We start from the raw sequence: 19,730 nt of genomic DNA, 5'->3' as shown, positions 1-19,730 counted from the left end.
CTCAGCGCTGGGGCCGGACCACCATGGCCGAGCCGCCTCCGCGCCGCACCTTCTCGGCCGCGGCGAGCCACCGGCCGTCGGGGAGGCGCTGCACGCCGGTCGCCGCGCCGATCTCCGGGTTGAGCTTGAAGGAGTGGCCGATGGCCTCCAGGCGTCCCCTCACCGCGCTGTCGTAGAGGCCGGGTTCAAGTTCGGTCCGGGCGGCGTTGCGCTGGCTGGCCCGGGGCGCGGCGATGGCGTCGACGAGCGGCAGCCCCCGGTCGAGGACACCGGTGAGCGTCTGCAGCACGGTGGTGATGATGGTGGCGCCGCCGGGTGAACCCACGGCCAGGACGGGCCTGTCGTCGGCGTTGAGCACGATGGTCGGCGCCAGGGAGGAGCGCGGGCGCTTGCCGGGGCCGGGAAGGTTCGGGTCGTGGACGGCGGGGCTGGCGGGGGCGAAGGAGAAGTCCGTCAGCTCGTTGTTGAGCAGGAAGCCCCGGCCGGGCACGGTGATGCCGCTGCCGCCCGTCTGCTCGATGGTGAGCGTGTAGGAGACGACGTTGCCCCACCTGTCGGCGACGGTGAGGTGGGTGGTGTTCTCCCCCTCGTACGTCGTCGGGGCCGCCGCGCCGCCGCGCGCGCAGGGGGCGGGGTGCCGGGGGTCGCCCGGGGCGAGCGGGCTGGTGAGCACCGCGTCGTCCTTGATCAGGCAGCCCCGGGAGTCGGCGTAGCGCTGCGACAGCAGTTCCCGCACCGGTACGTCCTCGAAGCCCGGGTCGCCGACCCAGCGGCCCCGGTCGGCGAAGGCGACGCGACTGGCCTCGATGAAGCGGTGCAGGTAGCGGGTCTCACCGGCCCGGGCGAGGTCGGTGCGCTCCAGGATGTTGAGGGCCTCGCCGACGGTCGTGCCGCCGGAGGAGGAAGGGGCGATGGAGTAGATGCCCAGGCCCCGGTACGAAGTGCGGGTGGGTGCCTGGACCTTGGCCCGGTACGCCTTCAGGTCCTTGGCGGACAGATCCCCGGGGCGGGCCGTCCAGCCCGAACGCGGGTCGGTGGGGGGCTTGTTGACGGTGGCGACGATGTCCTTGCCGATGGCGCCCCGGTAGACGGCGTCGACGCCCTCGCGGCCCAGTTGCCGGTAGGTGCGGGCGAGGTCGGGGTTGCGGAAGGTGGAACCGACGGCCGGCGGTGCGCCCTTCGGCAGGAACAGCCGCGCGGTGTCGGGGAAGTGGCGGAACCGCTCCTCGTTGGCGGCGGTCTGGGAGCGGAAGGTCTCGTCGACGGTGAAGCCCCGCTGGGCGAGGCGCTCGGCGGGCTTCAGCACGGAGGCGAGGGAGCGGGTGCCCCACCGGTCGAGGGCGGCCTGCCAGGTGGCGGGCGTCCCGGGGGTGCCGACCGCGAGGCCGCTGGTGACGGCGGTGTCGAAGGGCAGCGGGGCGCCGTTCTCGGTGAACAGGGAGGCATCGGCGCTGAGCGGGGCGGTCTCGCGGCCGTCGATGGTCCGCACGGTGCGGGTCCGGGCGTCGTAGTGGACGAAGTAGCCGCCCCCGCCGATGCCGGAGGAGTAGGGCTCGGTCACGCCGAGCGCGGCGGCCGTGGCGACGGCGGCGTCGACGGCGTTGCCGCCGTTCCTGAGCACCTCGATCCCGGCCGCCGAGGCGTCCGCGTCCACGCTGGCCACGGCCCCGCCGTGGCCTACGGCGACGGGGGTCTTCGCGGGGGTGGCCGCCCTGGCGGGGGCGGGCGCCGGAGCGGGGGCGGGGATCGGGGCGGGCCCGGTACGCGCTGCCGTGGGCGGCGCCGCCGCGCCCACCGAGGCCACGACGGCCGCGGCCGCCAGGAGTGTGACGTTCCGTAAAACAGGGCGACGCATCCATACCTCCGGAGTCGATGACCGGCGGGTCGGCACCGTCGAACCGGGACCGTCCGGCCGGGACGTGCGGGAAGAGCGCTGGGCAGCTTAATTCATCGACATGACCGCGTCAGGTACACACGGGATCGCGGCGCGCGACGACCGCCGCGCGGGGGACGGGACGGGGCGGACGGGGCCGCCCGGACGGATGGTGCGGGCGGACCGGAACCGCCGACGCGCACGGACGAGACGGACAGCGCCGGCGGACGGAGCGCGACGGGCCCCGGGTCGGGCACGGGACGGCGATGCTGCCGGATGCGGACGGCGCTCCGGAACGCGGCCCCGACGGGGGGCGCCTTCCGGACGAACGGCGCACACCCTCGAAGGGGACCGGAGATCACGCGGCGGACCTCCCCGTCCCACCGCGGGTGAGCGGCGCGGCCCGCGGGCCGTGTTCCCGTGCGGCGGCCCGCGCGCGGTCATCCATCGGGCCGCCGCGCGCCCCTCGTCCCGTAGGGAGCCGATCCGTCCGGGCGGGCACGGCATCGCCTCCCCGTTCCGCCGCCGAGGGGGCCGCTCCCCCGGCGTGCGGCCGGACGCGGCCGGCCCGGTCGGACCGGGGGACGTGACCCGGGCCGCGACCGTCCGGTCCGGCCTCCGCGCAGGCTCCCCGCGGCTCCCACCGGGCCGGTCGCGTTCCGTCGCTCCTCCCCTCCCACCCGTTCCGTGCGCGGCTGACCTTCTCCCCGGCGGCGGGCGGCCCGTGGTGCGGGTCGGCTCCGCCGCGAGCAGTGATCTGCGGCCGCGCCCCGCTCCGTCGCGCGATGCGTCGGAGCATCAGTGCGCCGGTGCCCGGGAACGGTTGCACGCTATCCGGGAGGGGACAGGGACCGGGGGCGACACGCACTTTTCGGGCATTAGCCCTATTTAAGGCGCTCGTTGGGCCAGAGGTTCACGCCTCCGCGACCTCCGCGTAGAGCTGCGAGAGTTCGGGAGCGCCCTCTTCCGCCCAGGCGTGCCCCGAGGCGACCACGTCGAACTCCCGCCCGGAGGCGAGCCGGACGACCGGCTGGCCGTCGGCCCTCAGCTGCCAGCGGGCGCCCGGCACGGAGCGCACGATCACGGTGCCCACGTAGAGGCCCGCGTCGTTGCCGAGCCAGGTCAGGACCTCCTGGTCGCCGCGCCAGCGCGGGAGTATCTGGTCGAGCCGCTCCAACGAGCCCACGGAGTCGTCGAGTCGCACACCCTCCCGGGACGCCTGGGAGCGGAGCAGATCGCACTCCGCGAGCAGTCCGGCGATGCCCTCGGCGTCATGGACCCGAGGGGCCCCGCGCCGCTTGCCCAGGAATGGGAAGTTCATACCTCCAGACTGTCATTCGTACCGCCGCGCGCACCACCGGGCGCGCGGACGGCACATCACGACTCGGAGACGTCCAGGTCGACCACGACGGGCGCGTGGTCGGAGGCGCCCTTGCCCTTGCGCTCCTCGCGGTCGACGTAGGAGTCGCCGACCGCCTTCGCGAACGGCGCGTTGCCGTACACCAGGTCGATGCGCATGCCGCGGTTCTTGGGGAAGCAGAGCTGGCGGTAGTCCCAGTACGTGTACGGGTGGTCGTACTTCAGCGGGCGCGGGACGACGTCGGAGAGTCCCGTCCCGCGCAGGGAGGCGAGGGCCTCGCGCTCGGCGGGGGTGACATGGGTGGAGCCCTCGAAGGCGGCGCGGTCGTACACGTCGTCGTCGGTCGGAGCCACGTTGTAGTCCCCCAGGACCGCGAACGGGCGGTCGCCCGCCGCGTCGTCGGCGACGGCGGCGCGCAGCGCCTCGAACCACTGGAGCTTGTAGGCGTAGTGCGCGTGGCCGACCTCGCGGCCGTTGGGCACGTAGACCGACCAGACGCGGACCGGGCCGCAGGTCGCGGAGATCGCGCGGGGCTCCTGGACGCCCTCGTACCCGGGGTCGCCTGGCAGGCCCTTGACCACGTCGGCGAGGCCGACCCGGGAGAGGACCGCCACCCCGTTCCACCGGCCCGTGGCGTGCACGGCGGCCTCGTACCCCAGCTCGCGCAGCGCGTCGACGGGGAACTGCGCCTCGGCGACCTTGGCCTCCTGGAGGCACAGCACATCGGTGCCGCTGCTCTCCAGCCAGGCGAGGAGCCTCGGCAGGCGGGCGGTGATCGAGTTCACGTTCCAGGTCGCGATGCGCATGTCCCCCAACCTACCCGGCGGCACCGACAACGCGGTCCCGCCCGGGGCGCCGCCGCCGGGGCCGCCGCCGGGGCCGCCGCCGGGGCCGCCGCCGGCGGGTCCCGGGCGCGGCCAGTCCCGGGCGCGGCGCCTCAGAGCCGGACCGAGCCGCCGGGGGCGAGCCGCAGGTGCTCGGTGCCGCCGAGCTGCCCGATCTGGCGGTCGTAGATCGGCCGGGCCAGATCGGTGAGCAGGGCGTCGTGGACGTCGTAGGCGCGGCGCGGGCGGACCTCGCGCACGTAGTCGATGACCTCGGAGATCTTGTTCCAGGGGGCCATGACCGGGAGCATCAGGGTCTCCACGGGGCGGCCGGGGACGGTGAGGGCGTCGCCGGGGTGGAAGACGGTGCCGCCGTCGACGAGGAAGCCGACGTTGGCGACGCGGGGGATGTCGGGGTGGATCACGGCGTGCAGTTCGCCGTGGACCTCGATGTCGAAGCCGGCGGCGGTGAAGGTGTCACCGTGGCCGACGGTGCGGACCCGGCCCGGGAACGCCGCCGAGATCCGCTCCGCGACGGGGCGCGGCGCCCAGATCCCGGCGGCCGGGTTGTGCTCCAGCGCGGCGCGCAGCCGGGGCTCGTCGAAGTGGTCGGGGTGCTCGTGGGTGACGAGGACGGCGTCGGCGCCGACGGCGGCGTCCGGCTCGCTGAACCCGCCCGGGTCGAGGACGAGGGTCCGGCCGTCCTTCTCCAGGCGGACGCAGGCGTGCGACTTCTTGATGAGCTTCATGGGTCCATCCTGCCGCCGCGCCCGCGCACGACCGCGTACGACCGGGCTGGGCACGCGCCGGGCGACCGGCGGAGGACGGATGCGCCGCGGACGCGGGTGCCGCGCGGGGGCGCGACCGCCGGTGACGCGCGCCCCGGGACGCCGCCTGACGGGGCCTGATTCCGCCTCGGGGAGGGCCCGCTCGGGATCCCCGGTCCCCCGCGGGTCCGAGGCCCTCTCGGTGTCCGGGTCCTCCCCGGGTCCGGGTCCCGCTCGGGGCGTCCGGGTCCCGCGCAGGTCGGGGTCCGCTCAGGGTCGAGGTCCGCTCAGATCGGGGTCCCCTCGGGTCCGGGTCCCTACTCGGCGGGGGTGGTCTCCTCCTGGACGACCCGCTGGGCCACCCGGAAGGCGCTGTTCGCCGCGGGCAGGCCGCAGTAGACGGCCGCCTGGAGCAGCACCTCCTTGATCTCGGCGGGCGTCAGTCCGTTGCGCAGGGCGGCCCGGGTGTGCGCGGCCAGCTCCTCCAGGTGCCCGCCGGCGACCAGGGCGGTGAGGGTGACGCAGCTCCGGGTGCGGCGGTCGAGTCCGGGGCGGTCCCAGATCTCGCCCCATTCGCAGCGGGTGAGGAACTCCTGGAAGTCCCCGGAGAAGTCGTCCGTCCGCGACAGCTCCTGGTCGACGTGCGCGTCTCCGAGCACCTCGCGGCGCACCTTCAGCCCGGCGTCGTACGGATCGGGCCGGGCGTGCGCCCCCGGCGCGCTCTGCGGGGGAACGGCCGCCGGGGCGATCTCGGCGATGGGCGCGTTGCGCGGCGGGGCGTGGACGGCCGGTGAGGGGACGGGGACGGGAACAGCCACCGGGGCCCGGGGGTGGGCGGGCGCCGAGACGCCCTCCAGGGCGGGCTGGGCCGGAGCGGTGGAGGCGGTGGGCTCGGCGGCCTGGAGGACGGGGACGGCGGTCTGCCCGGTGTCGTGGACGGCCTGCCAGGCGGTGGTGAAGTGGCGCACCAGGAGGTCGGTGACGGCCGCGGGCTGCTCGACGGGGACCAGGTGGGAGGCGCCGGGCACGACCGCGAGACGGGCGTCGGGGATGCCGGCCACCAGGGTGCGGGCCTCGGCGGGGCCGGTGACCTGGTCGTCGGAGCCGACCAGGACGAGGGCCGGGACGCCGACGCGGCCGAGTTCGCCGCGCACGTCGAAGGCGGCGAGGGCCTCGCAGGCGGAGATGTAGCAGCCGGGGTCGGTGGTCCGCACCATCTGCACCGCCCACTCGGTGATCGCGGGCTGGGCGGCGGCGAATCCGCCGGTGAACCACCGCTCGGGCGCGCTGCGGGCGATGGGGTCGAGTCCGTTGGTGCGGACGACGACCCCGCGCTGCCGGAACTCGTCGGCGGTGCCGAAGCGCGGGGAGGACGCGATCAGCGCGAGGGAGGCCACGCGCTCGGGGCGGCGCAGGGCCAGTTCGATGCCGACGGCGCCGCCGAGGGCGCACCCGGCGTACCCGAAGCGCTGGACGCCGAGCCCGTCGAGGGTGGCCAGCAGCCGCGTGGCGAGGTCGGCGACGGAACCCGCCGGGTGGGCGGGGGCCCCGCCGTGGCCGGGCAGGTCGTACCGGAAGACCCGCCACTGGAGCGCCAGTTCGGGGACCTGCCGGTCCCACATGTGCCATGTGGTACCCAGTGAGGGACCGAGGATGAGGACCGGGGCGTCTTCCGGCCCGTCGAAGCGGTATTGCAGGTTCGGCGGTGTCTCACTCACGCCCCAGACCCTCTCACGTCTCACGAAATCTCACACAGCCCGGGAAGCCGGCGGCCTGACGCATCCGCGACCCGACTCGTCGGGAACCGCCGACGGCCGTGTCGACCGGCTCCCGGCCCTCCGGCGCGCACGCGCGCCCCGGACACGGCACGGCCCGCCGACCGCGCTCTCACCCGGCCCCGTCGAGCGCCCCTCCCCCCATCAGCACGGCTGCCGACTGCTCCGCGCCTGCGGCAAGCATGCGGTGCCGTCCCGAAGTGCCAGGGACTCGGCGCCTCACCGCCTACCGCGCACCAGCGCGTAAGCCGCACCGGCCGTCCCGACAACCCGTACGACCACACCGGTGTCGTGGAAGCCGGCGCCCATCGGACACGAGAACCGGACTTTCGGCCCGCCGCAGCCCCGAAAGGACCGCACCACACAAACGCAGAGGCCACGCCGGCAAACCGGCAAGGACTCATGAACGATCGGGACCAACAGGCGCATAGGATCTTTTCATTCAGCCATACAATTCACGCCATATGAAGAGTCGCTCCACAATCATCCCCGGCACGCGTGCCTTTCGGCCCCGGCCCATAAGTCGTGCAAAATATGTAGATGGCTACACAAACAGGGTGCACAAACCGCATGAAATCGGTCACCGACCCTGGTGGACACCAATGGGAATTGCGGGCGATTCTAGCCATATGTCACCATCGCGGCAATGAACAGTTGACCTTCACGCGGATGAAATGTTTGCATTCAGGAGATCGACCGGCGAGCCGCCCGAAAGCGGAGGGATGAAGCCCTCTCCCGCGGCACGGTTCTCGCTTCTGACCGAAAACCCGAGAGGAAGCACGCAAGCCCACTCTTTCACTCGGCCTCGCAGCCGTGTGCGCCGGCCGGCCTCTCCACTGCCGCTCCTGCGGCGACCGCTGCCCAGGGTGGTGCGCGGGCCGCCGTACGCGTCACGCTCCGGCAGGCCACCGGCCACAAGGACAAGTCCCGCGCGTTCTCCGGGAACGACGACTTCCCTTGTACGGCCCGTTCTCACCCAACGGGTCATGGGGTAGATCGTGAACCGAGATCGATTCTGTGAGGCGGCGTCGATCTCTCGGAGATTACCGAACGGAATCACCAGTGACATCCACTGTCTCGCCGACGACCAAGTCGTCGGCACACGAGATCAGCTCTCCTCCCGACGGGCCGGATCGGTTACGCACCCTTTGGGTACGGCATCGCGTTCCCATCTCGGCCACCGTCCTCGCCCTCCCCGCGTACATTTTATGGGCCACCTTTCTTGCCACCGGGGGCGGGGATCTCGCCGCACAGGTCTCCTGGACCCGATTCGTCGCCGAACATCCGGGATCGCCGTACAGCATCGGCTGGTACGGAGGCGTCCATGTGGGCAACTACAGCGTTCTGGCCCCGCAACTGATGGCACTGGTCGGCGTACGAACCGTCACCGTCGCCTCGGGTATTGCCGCCTCCTGGCTGGTGGGCCGTATTTTCGTGCGCAGCGGCGTTCGCCATCCGCTGTGGCCCACGCTTCTGGCCGTGCTGTTCCTCTGGGGCAATGTCGCCTCGGGCCGGTCCACTTTCGCGCTCGGCGTCGCGCTCGCATTGGTTTCGTGCCTGATGCTGATGGGCGGGGAAAAACGCCTCGTCGCGGCTGGTGTGTTCAGCCTCCTGGCAACGATGGCAAGTCCGGTGGCAGGACTGTTCCTTCTCGTGTGCGGCGCGGGCCGGCTACTGGACCGGGACTTCGGCAAAGCCCTGGTCCTGTGCGCTCCACCCACCGCCGTGGTGGGTCTGACGACACTGCTCTTCCCCTTCAACGGCGTAATGCCCATGTCGACGAGCGATCTGTGGAAGCCGATCCTCTTCAGCGCGCTGCTCGCCGCGTTCGCTCCCCGTGAGTGGCGAGTGCTCCGTTACAGCGCCGCGACCTACTTACTCGGCGTCATCCTGTCGGCGCTGATCCCCACGCCCGTGGGAGCCAATGTCGTCCGACTCGCCGAACTGTTCGGCGGCCCGGTACTACTCGCCGCGCTGCTCGCCGACAAGGGGCGCAAGCTGCAGAAGGCGGCCCTCGCTGTCGCACTCGCGCTCTCCGTGCAGTGGGTCACGTCCCACACCGTGCGTGTGACGAGCATGTCGACCCCGGTGCCGACCTGGGCGACCGAAACACGCGGTGTGCTGGCGGCGTTGAACCGGCTGGGTGCGGACCGGACCCGCGTGGAGGTCGTGCCGGCGGTCAACCATCGGGAGACCACCGTGCTGGGCCCTCACGTGAATCTCGCGCGGGGGTGGAACCGTCAGGTCGACCTGGAACGCGGCGCACTCTTCTACGAGGGGCGCTTCTCCCCCGCGAAGTACCGCTCCTGGCTCGACGACTGGGCGGTGGGATATGTCGTTCTGCCGAGCGGCGAGCCCGACTTCGCGGCGAAGGACGAGGCCGAGCTCGTGAGGAGCGAGCCCGACTGGCTGAAGCCGGTGTGGCATGACGCCCACTGGCGGATCTACGCGGTCACCGATGCCCGCCCCATGGCCGACGGCGCCGGTGCGTCCGTGGTCGGCAGCGACAACGCCAGTGTGACCGTCCGCACCCGGGAGCAAGGCACCGTGCGACTGCGTATCGCCTACTCCCCTTGGCTGCGCTCCAGCGCGGGATGCATCGAACGGGACGGCGAGTGGGTGCGCCTCAAGGTACCGGGGCCAGGGAGGTATGAACTGGACAGCTCATACCGGGCGCCTTGGCAGAAGCACTGCTGAGCAGGAGTGAGGATCGTCGAGGCCCTTTTTCCAGCCCCGCCGGAGGTGCTTCCGGGGTGAAGCCCCCATCCCGGCGGCGGGTTCGGCCCGGTCCCGGGTCCGGTGCTGCCGGGGGCGGGCTGCGCCTGAGGCGTTGACCAGCTCGTCGGGGCCCCGCCGCGCCGCACCTCGGATGTCCTGCCCGCCCCTCCCCATGTGCGGCCGGTGACCCGGTCGCAGCGGGGGCCGACCCGGTCGGCGAACAGGATCTCGCCTCCCCCTCCGGTCTTCTCCACCGTTCCCGGTACGCGGACCGGTCCCGCCGGCGTGCGTACCGGGAACGGCGTGGAGCGCCGGTCCCGCCCGCGTGCCACCGCCCGGAGGCTCGGAGGTCGCGTCCGCCGGGACTCCGGAAGCACAGCCTCGCGCCGGAAGCGAAGCGCCGTGCCGGAGGCACGGCCCGAGGGGAGCGAAGTGCCGCGCCGGGACCGGCGCGGTCCGGTGCCCGCCGGGGCCGGGGCCGCGCGGGGCCCGTCGATATCGGACCGGGAGGACCCGGGCATCGTGGGACCGAATGGATTAGGTTAGGTTACCCTTACCTAACTCCTTGCCCGCCGAGGTTCCCATGACGCTGCTCTCACTTCCGCCCGCTCCGGAAAGAAACGATTCCGCGACCGATCGGCGGGTCCCCCGCCCCTTCCTCCTCACGACGAGCGTGTACGAGCCGGAGCGGGCGGTCAGCTGGCCGCCGCACCGGCACGCGGAGCACGAACTGCTCTGGTCCGACAGGGGCGTCGTGACGATGTACGCCGACGGCAGGCAGTGGACGGTGACGCCCGGGTTCGGTCTGTGGGTGCCCGCCGGCGTGGAGCACGAGGGTTCGACGCGCGATCACACCGAGGTGCGCGCGACGTACTTCGCGCCGGACTCCTGGCGGAGGGCGTGGGACCGCCCCGTCGTCGTCAGCGTCATCCCCGCGGTCCGGCAGTTGCTCATGCACCTCAAGTACGCGCGGATGACCGCCGAGCAGCGCATCCGCGCGCAGCAGGTGTGCGTGGACATGCTGGAGGTCACCGAGTCGGCCCGGCTGGACGTGCCGCTCCCCCGGGACTCGCGGCTGGCGCCCCTCGTCGAGAGGGTGCTGCGGGATCCCGCCGACGACCGTTCCCTGGAGCAGTGGGCCGTGGTCCTGAACATCACCTCCCGCACCCTGACCCGGGCCTTCGCCGCCGAGGTGGCGATGGGCTTCGCCCACTGGCGACGGCTCGTCCGCATGCGGGCCGCCCTCGGCCAGCTCGCCGACGGTTCGAGCGTCAAGGTCGTCGCGCGGCGCGTCGGTTACAGCTCCACGAGCGCGTTCGTCGCGGCCTTCCGCAAGACGGTCGGCTGCACACCCGGCGATCTGGTGGGCCGGCCGTGAGCGGCGTGCCGGGAACCGCCGCCGGGCTGTCCTGAACGAGACACGTCCTGTCCCCACGCCTCGACGTGACCGCCATAGCGTCGGGGCACGCCGCCGCCGACCACCCTCACCCGCGGACGCGGCCCGATCTGGAGTGTCCAACCGATGATGTCCGTCCCGCCGCGCTCCGTCGAGGTGACCGGCGCGCGGCCCCCGCACGGGGTCGCCGGGAGCAACGCCTCCCGCACCCTCCTGCTCCTCGTCATCCTCGCCGTACTGGCGGTGGTGACCGTCCTCAGCGTCGCCGTCGGATCGCGCGACATCCCCCTCTCCGTGGTCCGGCAGGCGGTGTTCTCCCCCACCGGTGCGGAGGACCACTTCGTGGTCCGCGATCTGCGTGTGCCCCGCACCGTGATCGCGATCGCGGTGGGCTCCTCACTCGGTGTCGCGGGCGGGCTGATCCAGGCGCTCACGCGCAACCCGCTGGCCGATCCGGGCATCCTGGGCGTTGCCTCGGGTGCCGCGTTCGCCGTCGCCGTCGGCATCGGGGTGTTCGGGGTCGCGTCGATCTCCGGATACGTGTGGTTCGCGTTCGCCGGCGCCCTGGTCGTGACGCTCGCGGTCTACGTCATCGGCGCCGCCGGCCGGGGCGGCGCGGATCCACTGCGCCTCGTCCTGGCGGGAGTCGCCCTCGGGGCGGTGCTCAGCGGTCTCACGAGTGCCCTGACACTCCTCGATCCCCGGGCCTTCGACAGCATGCGCAACTGGGGGGCCGGCTCCGTCGTCGGGCGGAGCCTGGACCTGGTGTGGCCGGTACTGCCCTTCCTGGCCGCGGGATTCGTGATCGCCCTCCTCACGGCGCGGCCCCTGAACGCCATCGCGCTGGGTGAGGACATGGCCGCCGCGCTCGGCGCGAACGTCCTGCGCACCCGCGTGCTCGTGGTCGTCGCCGTGACCCTGCTGGCCGGCGGCGCCACCGCGCTCGCCGGTCCGATCGGCTTCGTCGGCCTGATGGTGCCGCACGTCGCACGCTGGATGGCCGGCCCCGACCAGCGCTGGATCCTCGCCTACACGCTCGCCCTGGCCCCGATCCTGCTGCTCGTGGCGGACATCGCCGGCCGGATGGTGATGCGCCCGGCGGAGATCCCCGTCGGGATCGTCACCGCGCTGGTGGGCGCTCCGGTGCTGATCGTGCTGGTCCGCCGGAGGAAGGTGAGCGGCCTGTGACCGCCTCGTCCCCCGACCCGTCCGCGGCGTCCTTTGCCAGGGTGGACCCCGGCCGCCGGATGCTGCACCGGAACGTCCGGGGCGTCCGGCTCCGCCTCGATGTCCGCGTCGGCGTGGTGTGCCTCGTCCTCGTGGGCGTCTGCCTGGTCCTGGGGGTGCTGGGGCTCGTGAGCGGGGAGTACCCGCTCAGCCTGGCGCAGGTCGGACACGCGCTCTTCTCCGGTGCGGACGACTTCACCCGTACCGTCGTCGTCGAATGGCGGATGCCGCGCGCGCTCGCCGCGATCACCTTCGGCGCCGCCCTCGGGGCCAGCGGCGCCGTGTTCCAGTCCCTGACCCGCAATCCACTGGCCAGTCCGGACATCCTCGGCTTCTCTGCGGGCGCGTACACGGGCGCGCTCGTCGTGATCATCGTCCTCGGGGGCACCTACCTCGACGTCGCGGCCGGGGCGCTGATCGGAGGCGTCGCGACGGCGGCGGCCGTCTACCTCCTCGCCTTCACCCGCGGGGTGCGGGGGTTCCGGCTCATCATCGTGGGGATCGCGGTCTCGGCGACGCTGGGCTCGCTGAACACCTGGCTGACGCTCACCGCCGACCTGGACGCCGCGCTGGTGGCCGCGGTCTGGGGGGCCGGATCGCTGAACGGCATCACCTGGCAGCAGACCGGGGCCGGCGCTCTCCTCGTCGTGCTCCTCCTCGCCGTGACGCTGGTGCTGTGCCGCCCGCTGCGGCAGCTCGAACTCGGCGACGACGCCGCGCGGGCGCTGGGGGTCCGCGTCGAGTCCGCCCGCCTCACCCTGATGCTGCTCTCGGTCGGACTCGTCGCGGTCGTCACGGCCGCGGCCGGACCGATCTCCTTCGTGGCGCTCGCCGCGCCGCAGATCGCCCGCCGCCTCACCCGCGCGCCGGGCGTCCCGGTGCCCACCTCCGCCCTCATGGGGGCTGCGCTGCTCGCGGCCTCCGACCACGTCGCCCTCCACGTCCTTCCGGTGATGCTGCCGGTGGGCACGGTCACGGTGGTCATCGGCGGCGGGTACCTGATCTGGCTCCTCGTGCACGAGGCGAGGAAGCGCCCGTGACCACCACACCCCCGTCCCGGAAGGCACGAGCATGACATCCACCGATCCCGGCGCCCCGACCACGACCACGCCCCCGACCACAGCACCGGCACCGGCACCGGCAGCACCGGCACCGCAGTTGCGCGTCGAGCGGGCGAGCATCGGCTACGACCGGAAGCTGATCTCCGAGCGGCTCTCGGTCACCATCCCCGACCGGTCCTTCACGGTGATCGTCGGACCGAACGCCTGCGGCAAGTCCACCCTCCTGCGCGCGCTCTCCCGGCTCATCCGTCCGCGCGAGGGCGCCGTCCTGCTCGACGGCAGGGCCATCACGTCGTACCGGGCCAAGGAGGTCGCGCGGCGCCTCGGCCTGCTTCCGCAGACCTCGCTCGCCCCCGACGGCATCACCGTCGCCGATCTCGTCGCCCGCGGTCGCTACCCCCACCAGGGCTTCATCCGGCAGTGGACGGACGCGGACGAGGAGGCCGTGCTGAAGAGCATGGCCGCGACCGGCGTCACCGACCTGTCGGCGCAGCTCGTCGACGAACTGTCCGGCGGCCAGCGCCAGCGCGTGTGGGTGGCGATGGTGCTCGCGCAGGAGACTCCGCTGCTGCTCCTCGACGAGCCGACCACGTTCCTGGACATCGCGCACCAGATCGAGCTGCTGGAACTCTTCACCGATCTGCACCTCGCCGGCAACACGCTCGTCGCGGTCCTGCACGACCTCAACCACGCCGCCCGCTACGGCACCCACCTCATCGCGATGAAGGACGGCCGGATCGCCGCCGAGGGGCCGCCGGAGTCCGTCGTCACCGAGGAACTCGTCGCCGAGGTCTTCGGCCTCGCCTGCCGCGTCGTACCGGACCCGGTGACGGGGACGCCCACGGTCGTCCCGCTCGGGCGCGACCGCGGTGCCGCCACCGCGTCCGCCCGGAGTCCCGAACGCGACGCGGGGCGTCCCCCGCACGTCCCGTCCCCTGCCTAGCGTGGAACACGAGGCGCCCCCGCCTCACGCACCACGTGGTCCCGCACGCGGGCCCTTCGAGCATCCTCAAGGAACCCCATGCCGTCTGCACTCCCCTCCCCGGCCCGCGCGGGCCTCCGGCCGGCCGCGCGCCGCGGCGCCCCCGCCTGGCTCTGCGCCCTCCTGGCCGTCGGCCTGCTCTCCGGATGCTCCTCCGGACCGGACGCGAAGGCGGCCGGCGGCGACGCCCCGGCCCGGACCATCGACTTCGCCTACGAGGGCTACACGGCGACGCTCCCCGCCGACCCGCGGCGCGTCGTCGTCCTCGACAGCCGCAGCGGGCTGGAGATGGCGCTCCTCGCCGGATACCCGATCGTGGCCACCGCCCACGGCCAGGACAGCCCGCTGTCGCCCCTGGTCGACAAGGACGCCGCCCACCTCAAGAACTCGGCGTTCGACCTCAACCGGGAGGAGATCGCCTCCTACGATCCGGACCTCATCGTGGTCGGCGCCGGCTGGTGGAAGTACTACGAGGGCGAGAACTTCAAGCTCGACGAGATAGCCCCGGTCCTCGCCGTCAACGACGGCCTCGACGTCAAGGGGGCCACCGTCGACGACCCGTTCGTCGCGATGACCGACCAGCTCACCCTGCTCGGCCGCACCGACCGCGCCGAGCGGGCGATCGCCGGGTACGACAAGGCGGTGAAGAACGCGCGCGCGAGGATCGGCGACTACGCCGAGGGCAGGAGCGCGGCGGTCATCCACGCCCCCGTCGACAACTTCACCGTCATCTCCGACGAGTCGGTCTACCAGGTGGTCCTCCCCGCGCTCGGCTTCACGATCCTCGAGAACGAGGAGATCAGCAGCGCCCCGCCCAACCAGTCGGGCTCGGGGCACATGCTCAGCTACGAGAACGCCGTGAGCGCCCTGGGCGACGCGGACGTGCTCCTCGTCTACAAGGCGGAGAAGGACCTCGAACCGGATCCGCTGCTGCGGCGCGTGCCCGCGGTCGCCGACGGCCACTGGATCGACGGCAACCTCGCCGAGCGGTTCGGCTTCGCGCTGACCTACACGAGCTTCGTGAACGGCATCGCCGACGCCGTCGAGGACTTCGACGACTTCTGACGCCCCCGGGCGCGCCCCGGGCGACCGCCGGGCGCGCCCGTTCCGCAGGGGCGGTGCGCACACCGCCCCCGAACCAGGAGAGACAGCATGGCCGACGACACGCCAGCCGCCCGCCTGCCCGCGGACTACGTCCCGCGCATCCACCGCGCCGAGGTGACCGGCGTGGAGCGGACCGGACCGGGGATGGTGCGGGTGCGCTTCGGCGGAAGCGATCTGCGCGACTACCCCACCACCGGGACCGGCGACGAGTACGTCCGGATGTTCTTCCCCGACCGGCCCGGCGACGAGGTCCGCCTCCCGCGGATCACCACCCTGCGCGGATGGGAGTACCCCGACGGCGTGGAGCCCTCCGCCATGCGCGTCTACACCGTCCGCGACCACGCGCCCGGCCGGCTCACCGTGGACTTCGTCGTGCACGACGGCGGGGTGGCCGCGGCCTGGGCCCGGCGGGCCCGGCCGGGGGACGCCGTCGGCGTCAATCCGCCCTGCGGCCTCTACGAGCGGCCCGGCGCCCTCACCCGGCAGCTCCTCGTCGCCGACGAACCGGGGCTGCCCGCCGCGCTGCGGCTCGCGGAGCTGACCGCCGACGAGGTGCGCACCACCCTCCTCGTCGAGGTCCGCGGCCCCGCCCACCGTGTCCGCGCCGGTGTCGGGGGCGTCGACTACCTCTGGCTGGACGGCAGCGGCAACGGTGTCGGTGAGAGCCGCCTCCTCGACGCCCTGCGCGAACTGGCCCCGGGCCACGACACCTATGTGTGGGTCGCGACCGAGGGGCGGCTGAACCGCGCGGTGCGGCGCTACCTGCGGCACGAGCGGGGGCTCCCGGCGCACCACTACAAGTGCGTGGCGTACTGGCAGGAGCGCGCGGAGGCCTGGCGGGCGCGGTACGAGGAACTCGGGCCGGAGTTCGCGTCGAAGGCGCGCGCGGTGCGGACCGCGGAGGGCCGCGACCCCGAGGAGATCGCCGACGAGATGGACGGCCTGTACGAGGCGGCCGGGCTCTGAGGCGCCGGGCCCCGGCCTCCGCCTGCCCGGTGGCGGGACCTCCGGGACCGTCCCGGAACACGGCCCGGCCCCGGAGGCGGGACCTCCGCGGTCCGCACCGCGGCGGTCCTCCCGGTAGGGGTCTCCCGGTCCGGGGCCTCCCGGTGGCGGGCCGTGCCGTGGCGCACCCGCGCACGGCCCGTCACCGGGGGACGGCCCGCTCCGGGGGTGGCACCGCACGCCCCCGGCGGGCACGATCCGTCATCGGCCCCGTGCCCGGCTATCGGGGCGGGGCGGCCGCCGGGCCCGGGAGGCGGCCGGTGCGGCGGGCCCACGCCTCGAAGGCCACGGTCATGAAGGGCGGTACGGCGGCCAGCAGGGCGAGGATCGTCGTCCGGCCCAGCCGCCACTTGAGCCGGACCGCCACCAGGACGGTCAGGAGCACGTAGGCGACGAAGGCGGCGCCGTGGAGCGCGCCGAAGATCCGGACGCCGAGTTCGGTGGTTTCGGGGACGTACTTGACGTACATCCCGGCCAGCAGGCCCGCCCAGGTGCACGCCTCCACGACGGCGACCCAGGTGAAGAGGCGCAGCAGGAGTCCGGTGGTGGCACCGGTGGCGACGGCGACGGCGACGGCGGTGGCCCCGGCGGGTCCGGCGGCCGGTGGAGCCGGTGCGTCCGACGCGGGCGGAGCGGCGTCGGCGGGCGGGGGCGGTGTCCCGGGGCGCGTGGGCCACAGGGCGCGGTCGCCGAGGAGACGGACCACGGCGGGGACCAGGAGGGGCCGGATGACGAAGGTGTCCAGGAGGATACCGAAGGCCATGGCGAAGCCGAACTGGAAGAGCTCGCGGATCGGTTGGGTCATGAGGACGGCGAACGTCGCCGCGAGGATGAGCCCCGCGGAGGAGACGACGCCGCCGGTGCGCGTGACGGCGGCGCCGATGGCCCGCGCCGGGGGCAGGGTGCGCAGCTCCTGCTTGAACCGGCTCATGATGAAGATGTTGTAGTCGACGCCGAGCGCGACGAGGAAGACGAAGATGTACGCGGTGACCCTGTTGCCGATCCCCTCGTCGCCGAGGACGGTCAGGGTGAAGAAGGTGGTGGCGCCCAGGGTGGCCAGGAAGGACAGGACGAGCGTCGCGACCAGGTAGAGCGGGGCGAGGAGCGAGCGCAGCAGGAGTCCGAGGACCGCGGTGACGACGGCGAGGATCAGGAGCGCCACGAGGGTGGTGTCGCGGTCGAGGGCCGAGCGGATGTCCGCGGTCCGCGCCGTCTCCCCGCCGACGAGCACCGTGGCGTCCGCCACGCCCGCGTCGTGGGCGGCGGTCCGCGCGGCCCGGCCGAGCGGGTCGACCGTGTCCAGTGCCTCGGAGCCGTACGGGTCGAGGTCGAGGACGACGTCGTAGAAGGCGGTCCTGCCCCCGTCGCCGAAGCGCGGTGCGCCGACCCGGCCGACGTCGTCGGTGCCGGCCAGCGCGTCGGCGACGGCACCGGCGGCGGTCCCGGAGCGCAGGTCGCCGCCGGAACGGACGACGACGGTGGCCGGTGCGGTCTCGCCGGGCCCGAACTGCGCCTGGATGAGCCGCTGTCCCTGCGCGGACTCGGTGGCGGTCCGGAAGCCGCTGAGGGTGTTGTAGCTCTCCCGGTAGCCGAGCAGGCCGGCGCTCATCACCACGAGCAGGACGAGGACGGCCGAGACGACGCGTACCGGCGCCCGGCCGACCAGGGCGGCGACCCGGTGCCAGAGTCCCGCGCCGCGGCCCCGGGCGGCGGCCCGGTCCACGCCGCCCGGCCAGAAGACGCCCCCGCCCAGCAGGAGGATCAGGGCCGGGACGAAGGTGAAGGCGACCGCCGCCATGACCGCCACGCCGAGGGCGAGGTAGGGGCCGAAGCCGCGCAGCGCCGGGGAGACGGCCGCCAGCAGGGCGAACATGGCCAGCACCACGGTGGAGGCGCTGGCGAGGACGGACTCGGCGGTGCGGCGCACCGCGGTCCGCATCGCGCGCGGACGGTCCGGCTCGTCGAGGAGCGCCTCGCGGTAGCGGGCGGTGATGATCAGCGCGTAGTCCGTTCCCACGCCGAACAGCAGCACGGTCATGATCGAGGCGGTCTGGGAGCTGACCGTGATGATCCCGGCGTCCGCGAGGAGCGCCCCGGCCGCCTCCGACACGCGCATCGCCACGCCGACGGCGAGGAGCGGGACGAGGGCCATCAGGGGCGACCGGTAGATGACCAGGAGCGTGAGCAGGACGAGCAGGACGGTGCCCAGGAGCAGGACCTTGTCCCCGCCGCCGAAGACCTTCACGGTGTCCGCGGCGATCCCGGCGGGGCCGGTCACGGCGACCTCGGTCGGTCCCGCGCGGTCGGCCGCCAGGGTCCGCACCGCGTCGACGGCCTCCCGGAAGGACTCGTCCGTGGGGCTTCCGGACAGGGGGGCGATGATCATCTGGGTCCGGCGGTCCCGCGAGACCAGGTCCGCCCCGCCTCCGGGCGCGGTCGCCGCGGAGACGACCTCGACGACCCGGTCGGGCCGGCCGGGCCCCGACAGGGCCCCGGTGATGCGTGCCACGGCCGCGCCGGCCTCCGCCTCGGCCCGCTCGCCCCGCCCGTGCACCACGATGACCGCCGGTGTCACGTCCTGCCCCGGGAGCTCGGCCCGGATGAGGTCGCGGGCCTTCATGGAGTCCGAGGCGGCGGGCGGGAGGTTGGCGGAGGCGTTGTCCTCGACGGAGTCCAGAGCGGGGGCGAGTCCGGCGAGGAGGCCCGCGACCAGTACCCAGAGGGCCACCACCGCGGCGGCGCTCCTCCTCGACGCCAGGAGACGTCGGAGCATGCGGGAGGGGATCGGCGGCATCGGTGACCTTCGGCAGGAGAGGACGGACAGATGTTGGAGACAGGGGTGTCTCCAAGTGCGGGTCAAGCTAGCACGGGGTCCCGGACGCCCCGCGGACAGGGGATAGATTGGGCCGGGACGACATGGCGTCGGAGGCGGAGCGGAGAGCATGCCCAGGATCGAGGCAGGCAGCGTCCGTGAGCACCGGGCCCAGCGGCTCGCCCAGCTCATCGACGCGGCGGAGGCCGTGCTGAGGGAAGACGGCGTGGAGGGCCTCACCGCGGGCGCGGTCGCCGCGCGGGCCGGGATGGCCCGCAACAGCATCTACCGCTACTTCGACTCCATCGAGGACCTGCTCGAACTCGTCGTGACCCGCGAGTTCCCCGTCTGGATCGAGGCCGTGGAGCGCGCCGCCGCGGCCGGGACCTCGCCGCAGGAGCGGGCGGCCGGCTACGTCAGGGCCAACCTGGAGCAGGCCGCGCGCGGCACCCACGGCTGGCGCGCCTCCCTCTCCCGGGCCACGCTCTCCCCGTCGGCGCGGGAACGCGTGCGGGAGCTGCACACCTCCCTGCACGAGATCCTCGCCCGGATCGTCACCGACCTGGGGCGGCCCCAGCCGGAGCTGACCGTCGCCGTGCTCCAGGCCGTCGTCGACGCCTGCATCCGCAGGATCGACCAGGGCGACGGGCTGGACACCGTGTCCGACTTCGCGACGGAGGCCGTGCACCGGCTGCTGGCGCACGACCGCTGACCTCCGGGAGCGCGTGGCGCCGGCCGTCGGACGAGAGCGGCGGGCGGCACCGGCCCCGTGATCCCGCGCGGCCCGCCCCGCCGCGGGGTCCGCCCCGCCGCGGGGTCCGCCCCG

Annotated in this window: 14 protein-coding genes; 8 read left to right on the top strand and 6 right to left on the bottom strand. The window is 73.7% G+C overall.

The annotated features are described in order from the left end of the window. Nucleotide 1 precedes the first annotated feature (1 nt). The 5 genes from ggt to GTY84_RS30930 form a co-directional block, all read right to left on the bottom strand. Nucleotides 2-1,855: a gamma-glutamyltransferase gene (ggt, locus tag GTY84_RS30950; protein WP_161229712.1), complete on the bottom strand. Its 1,854-nt coding sequence runs from the start codon at nt 1,853-1,855 to the stop codon at nt 2-4. Between the two features lie 931 nt (nt 1,856-2,786). Further along, nucleotides 2,787-3,194, bottom strand: coding sequence for a DUF6278 family protein (locus GTY84_RS30945; RefSeq protein WP_161229711.1), 408 nt, complete (start codon nt 3,192-3,194; stop codon nt 2,787-2,789). Nucleotides 3,195-3,250: 56 nt separating this feature from the next. Continuing rightward, nucleotides 3,251-4,039 carry an exodeoxyribonuclease III gene (locus GTY84_RS30940; RefSeq protein WP_161229710.1) on the bottom strand — a complete coding sequence of 263 codons (789 nt, stop codon included), beginning with the start codon at nt 4,037-4,039 and terminating at the stop codon, nt 3,251-3,253. Between the two features lie 131 nt (nt 4,040-4,170). After that, the gene (locus GTY84_RS30935; protein ID WP_161229709.1) at nt 4,171-4,806 is read right to left on the bottom strand and encodes an MBL fold metallo-hydrolase; all 636 of its coding nucleotides are present in this window, start codon (nt 4,804-4,806) and stop codon (nt 4,171-4,173) included. A 335-nt stretch (nt 4,807-5,141) separates the two neighbouring features. Further along, nucleotides 5,142-6,542, bottom strand: a complete 1,401-nt coding sequence (locus tag GTY84_RS30930) for an alpha/beta fold hydrolase (RefSeq protein ID WP_161229708.1) — start codon at nt 6,540-6,542, stop codon at nt 5,142-5,144. A 1,119-nt stretch (nt 6,543-7,661) separates the two neighbouring features. Between GTY84_RS30930 and GTY84_RS30925 the strand changes: the two genes are divergently transcribed. The 7 genes from GTY84_RS30925 (at nt 7,662) to GTY84_RS30895 (ending at nt 16,053) form a co-directional block, all read left to right on the top strand. Next, nucleotides 7,662-9,296, top strand: coding sequence for a hypothetical protein (locus GTY84_RS30925; RefSeq protein ID WP_237532828.1), 1,635 nt, complete (start codon nt 7,662-7,664; stop codon nt 9,294-9,296). Between the two features lie 694 nt (nt 9,297-9,990). After that, the gene (locus GTY84_RS30920) at nt 9,991-10,695 is read left to right on the top strand and encodes a helix-turn-helix transcriptional regulator (RefSeq protein ID WP_161229707.1); all 705 of its coding nucleotides are present in this window, start codon (nt 9,991-9,993) and stop codon (nt 10,693-10,695) included. Between the two features lie 144 nt (nt 10,696-10,839). Beyond that, nucleotides 10,840-11,901 (top strand): iron chelate uptake ABC transporter family permease subunit, encoded by a 1,062-nt coding sequence (locus tag GTY84_RS30915; RefSeq protein WP_237532819.1) that lies wholly within the window; start codon nt 10,840-10,842, stop codon nt 11,899-11,901. Next, nucleotides 11,898-12,980: an iron chelate uptake ABC transporter family permease subunit gene (locus GTY84_RS30910; RefSeq protein ID WP_345943582.1), complete on the top strand. Its 1,083-nt coding sequence runs from the start codon at nt 11,898-11,900 to the stop codon at nt 12,978-12,980. Before GTY84_RS30915 ends, GTY84_RS30910 begins: the two co-directional genes overlap by 4 nt. A gap of 31 nt (nt 12,981-13,011) precedes the next feature. After that, complete coding sequence (locus tag GTY84_RS30905; protein ID WP_161229706.1) at nt 13,012-13,944, top strand: ABC transporter ATP-binding protein; 933 nt, start codon at nt 13,012-13,014, stop codon at nt 13,942-13,944. A gap of 78 nt (nt 13,945-14,022) precedes the next feature. Further along, entirely contained in the window at nt 14,023-15,048 is a 1,026-nt protein-coding gene (locus GTY84_RS30900; RefSeq protein WP_161229705.1) for an ABC transporter substrate-binding protein, read from the top strand. Nucleotides 15,049-15,135: 87 nt separating this feature from the next. Further along, nucleotides 15,136-16,053 carry a siderophore-interacting protein gene (locus GTY84_RS30895; protein WP_161229704.1) on the top strand — a complete coding sequence of 306 codons (918 nt, stop codon included), beginning with the start codon at nt 15,136-15,138 and terminating at the stop codon, nt 16,051-16,053. Nucleotides 16,054-16,312: 259 nt separating this feature from the next. Here GTY84_RS30895 and GTY84_RS30890 read toward each other — a convergent pair whose 3' ends face one another. Then, a complete protein-coding gene (locus GTY84_RS30890) occupies nt 16,313-18,865 on the bottom strand; it encodes an MMPL family transporter (RefSeq protein WP_237532817.1) in 2,553 nt (850 codons plus the stop codon). Between the two features lie 169 nt (nt 18,866-19,034). Here GTY84_RS30890 and GTY84_RS30885 point away from each other — a divergent pair, with 169 nt between their 5' ends. Then, on the top strand, nt 19,035-19,616 hold the full coding sequence (locus GTY84_RS30885; protein WP_161229702.1) for a TetR/AcrR family transcriptional regulator: 582 nt from the start codon (nt 19,035-19,037) through the stop codon (nt 19,614-19,616). Nucleotides 19,617-19,730: the final 114 nt, after the last annotated feature.

It is taken from the genome of Streptomyces sp. SID8352, from assembly GCF_009862265.1.
In the GTDB taxonomy this organism is placed as follows: Bacteria; Actinomycetota; Actinomycetes; order Streptomycetales; family Streptomycetaceae; genus Streptomyces.
Note: the sequence above shows the minus strand (reverse complement) of the source record. Positions and strands in the feature narration are given on the sequence as shown.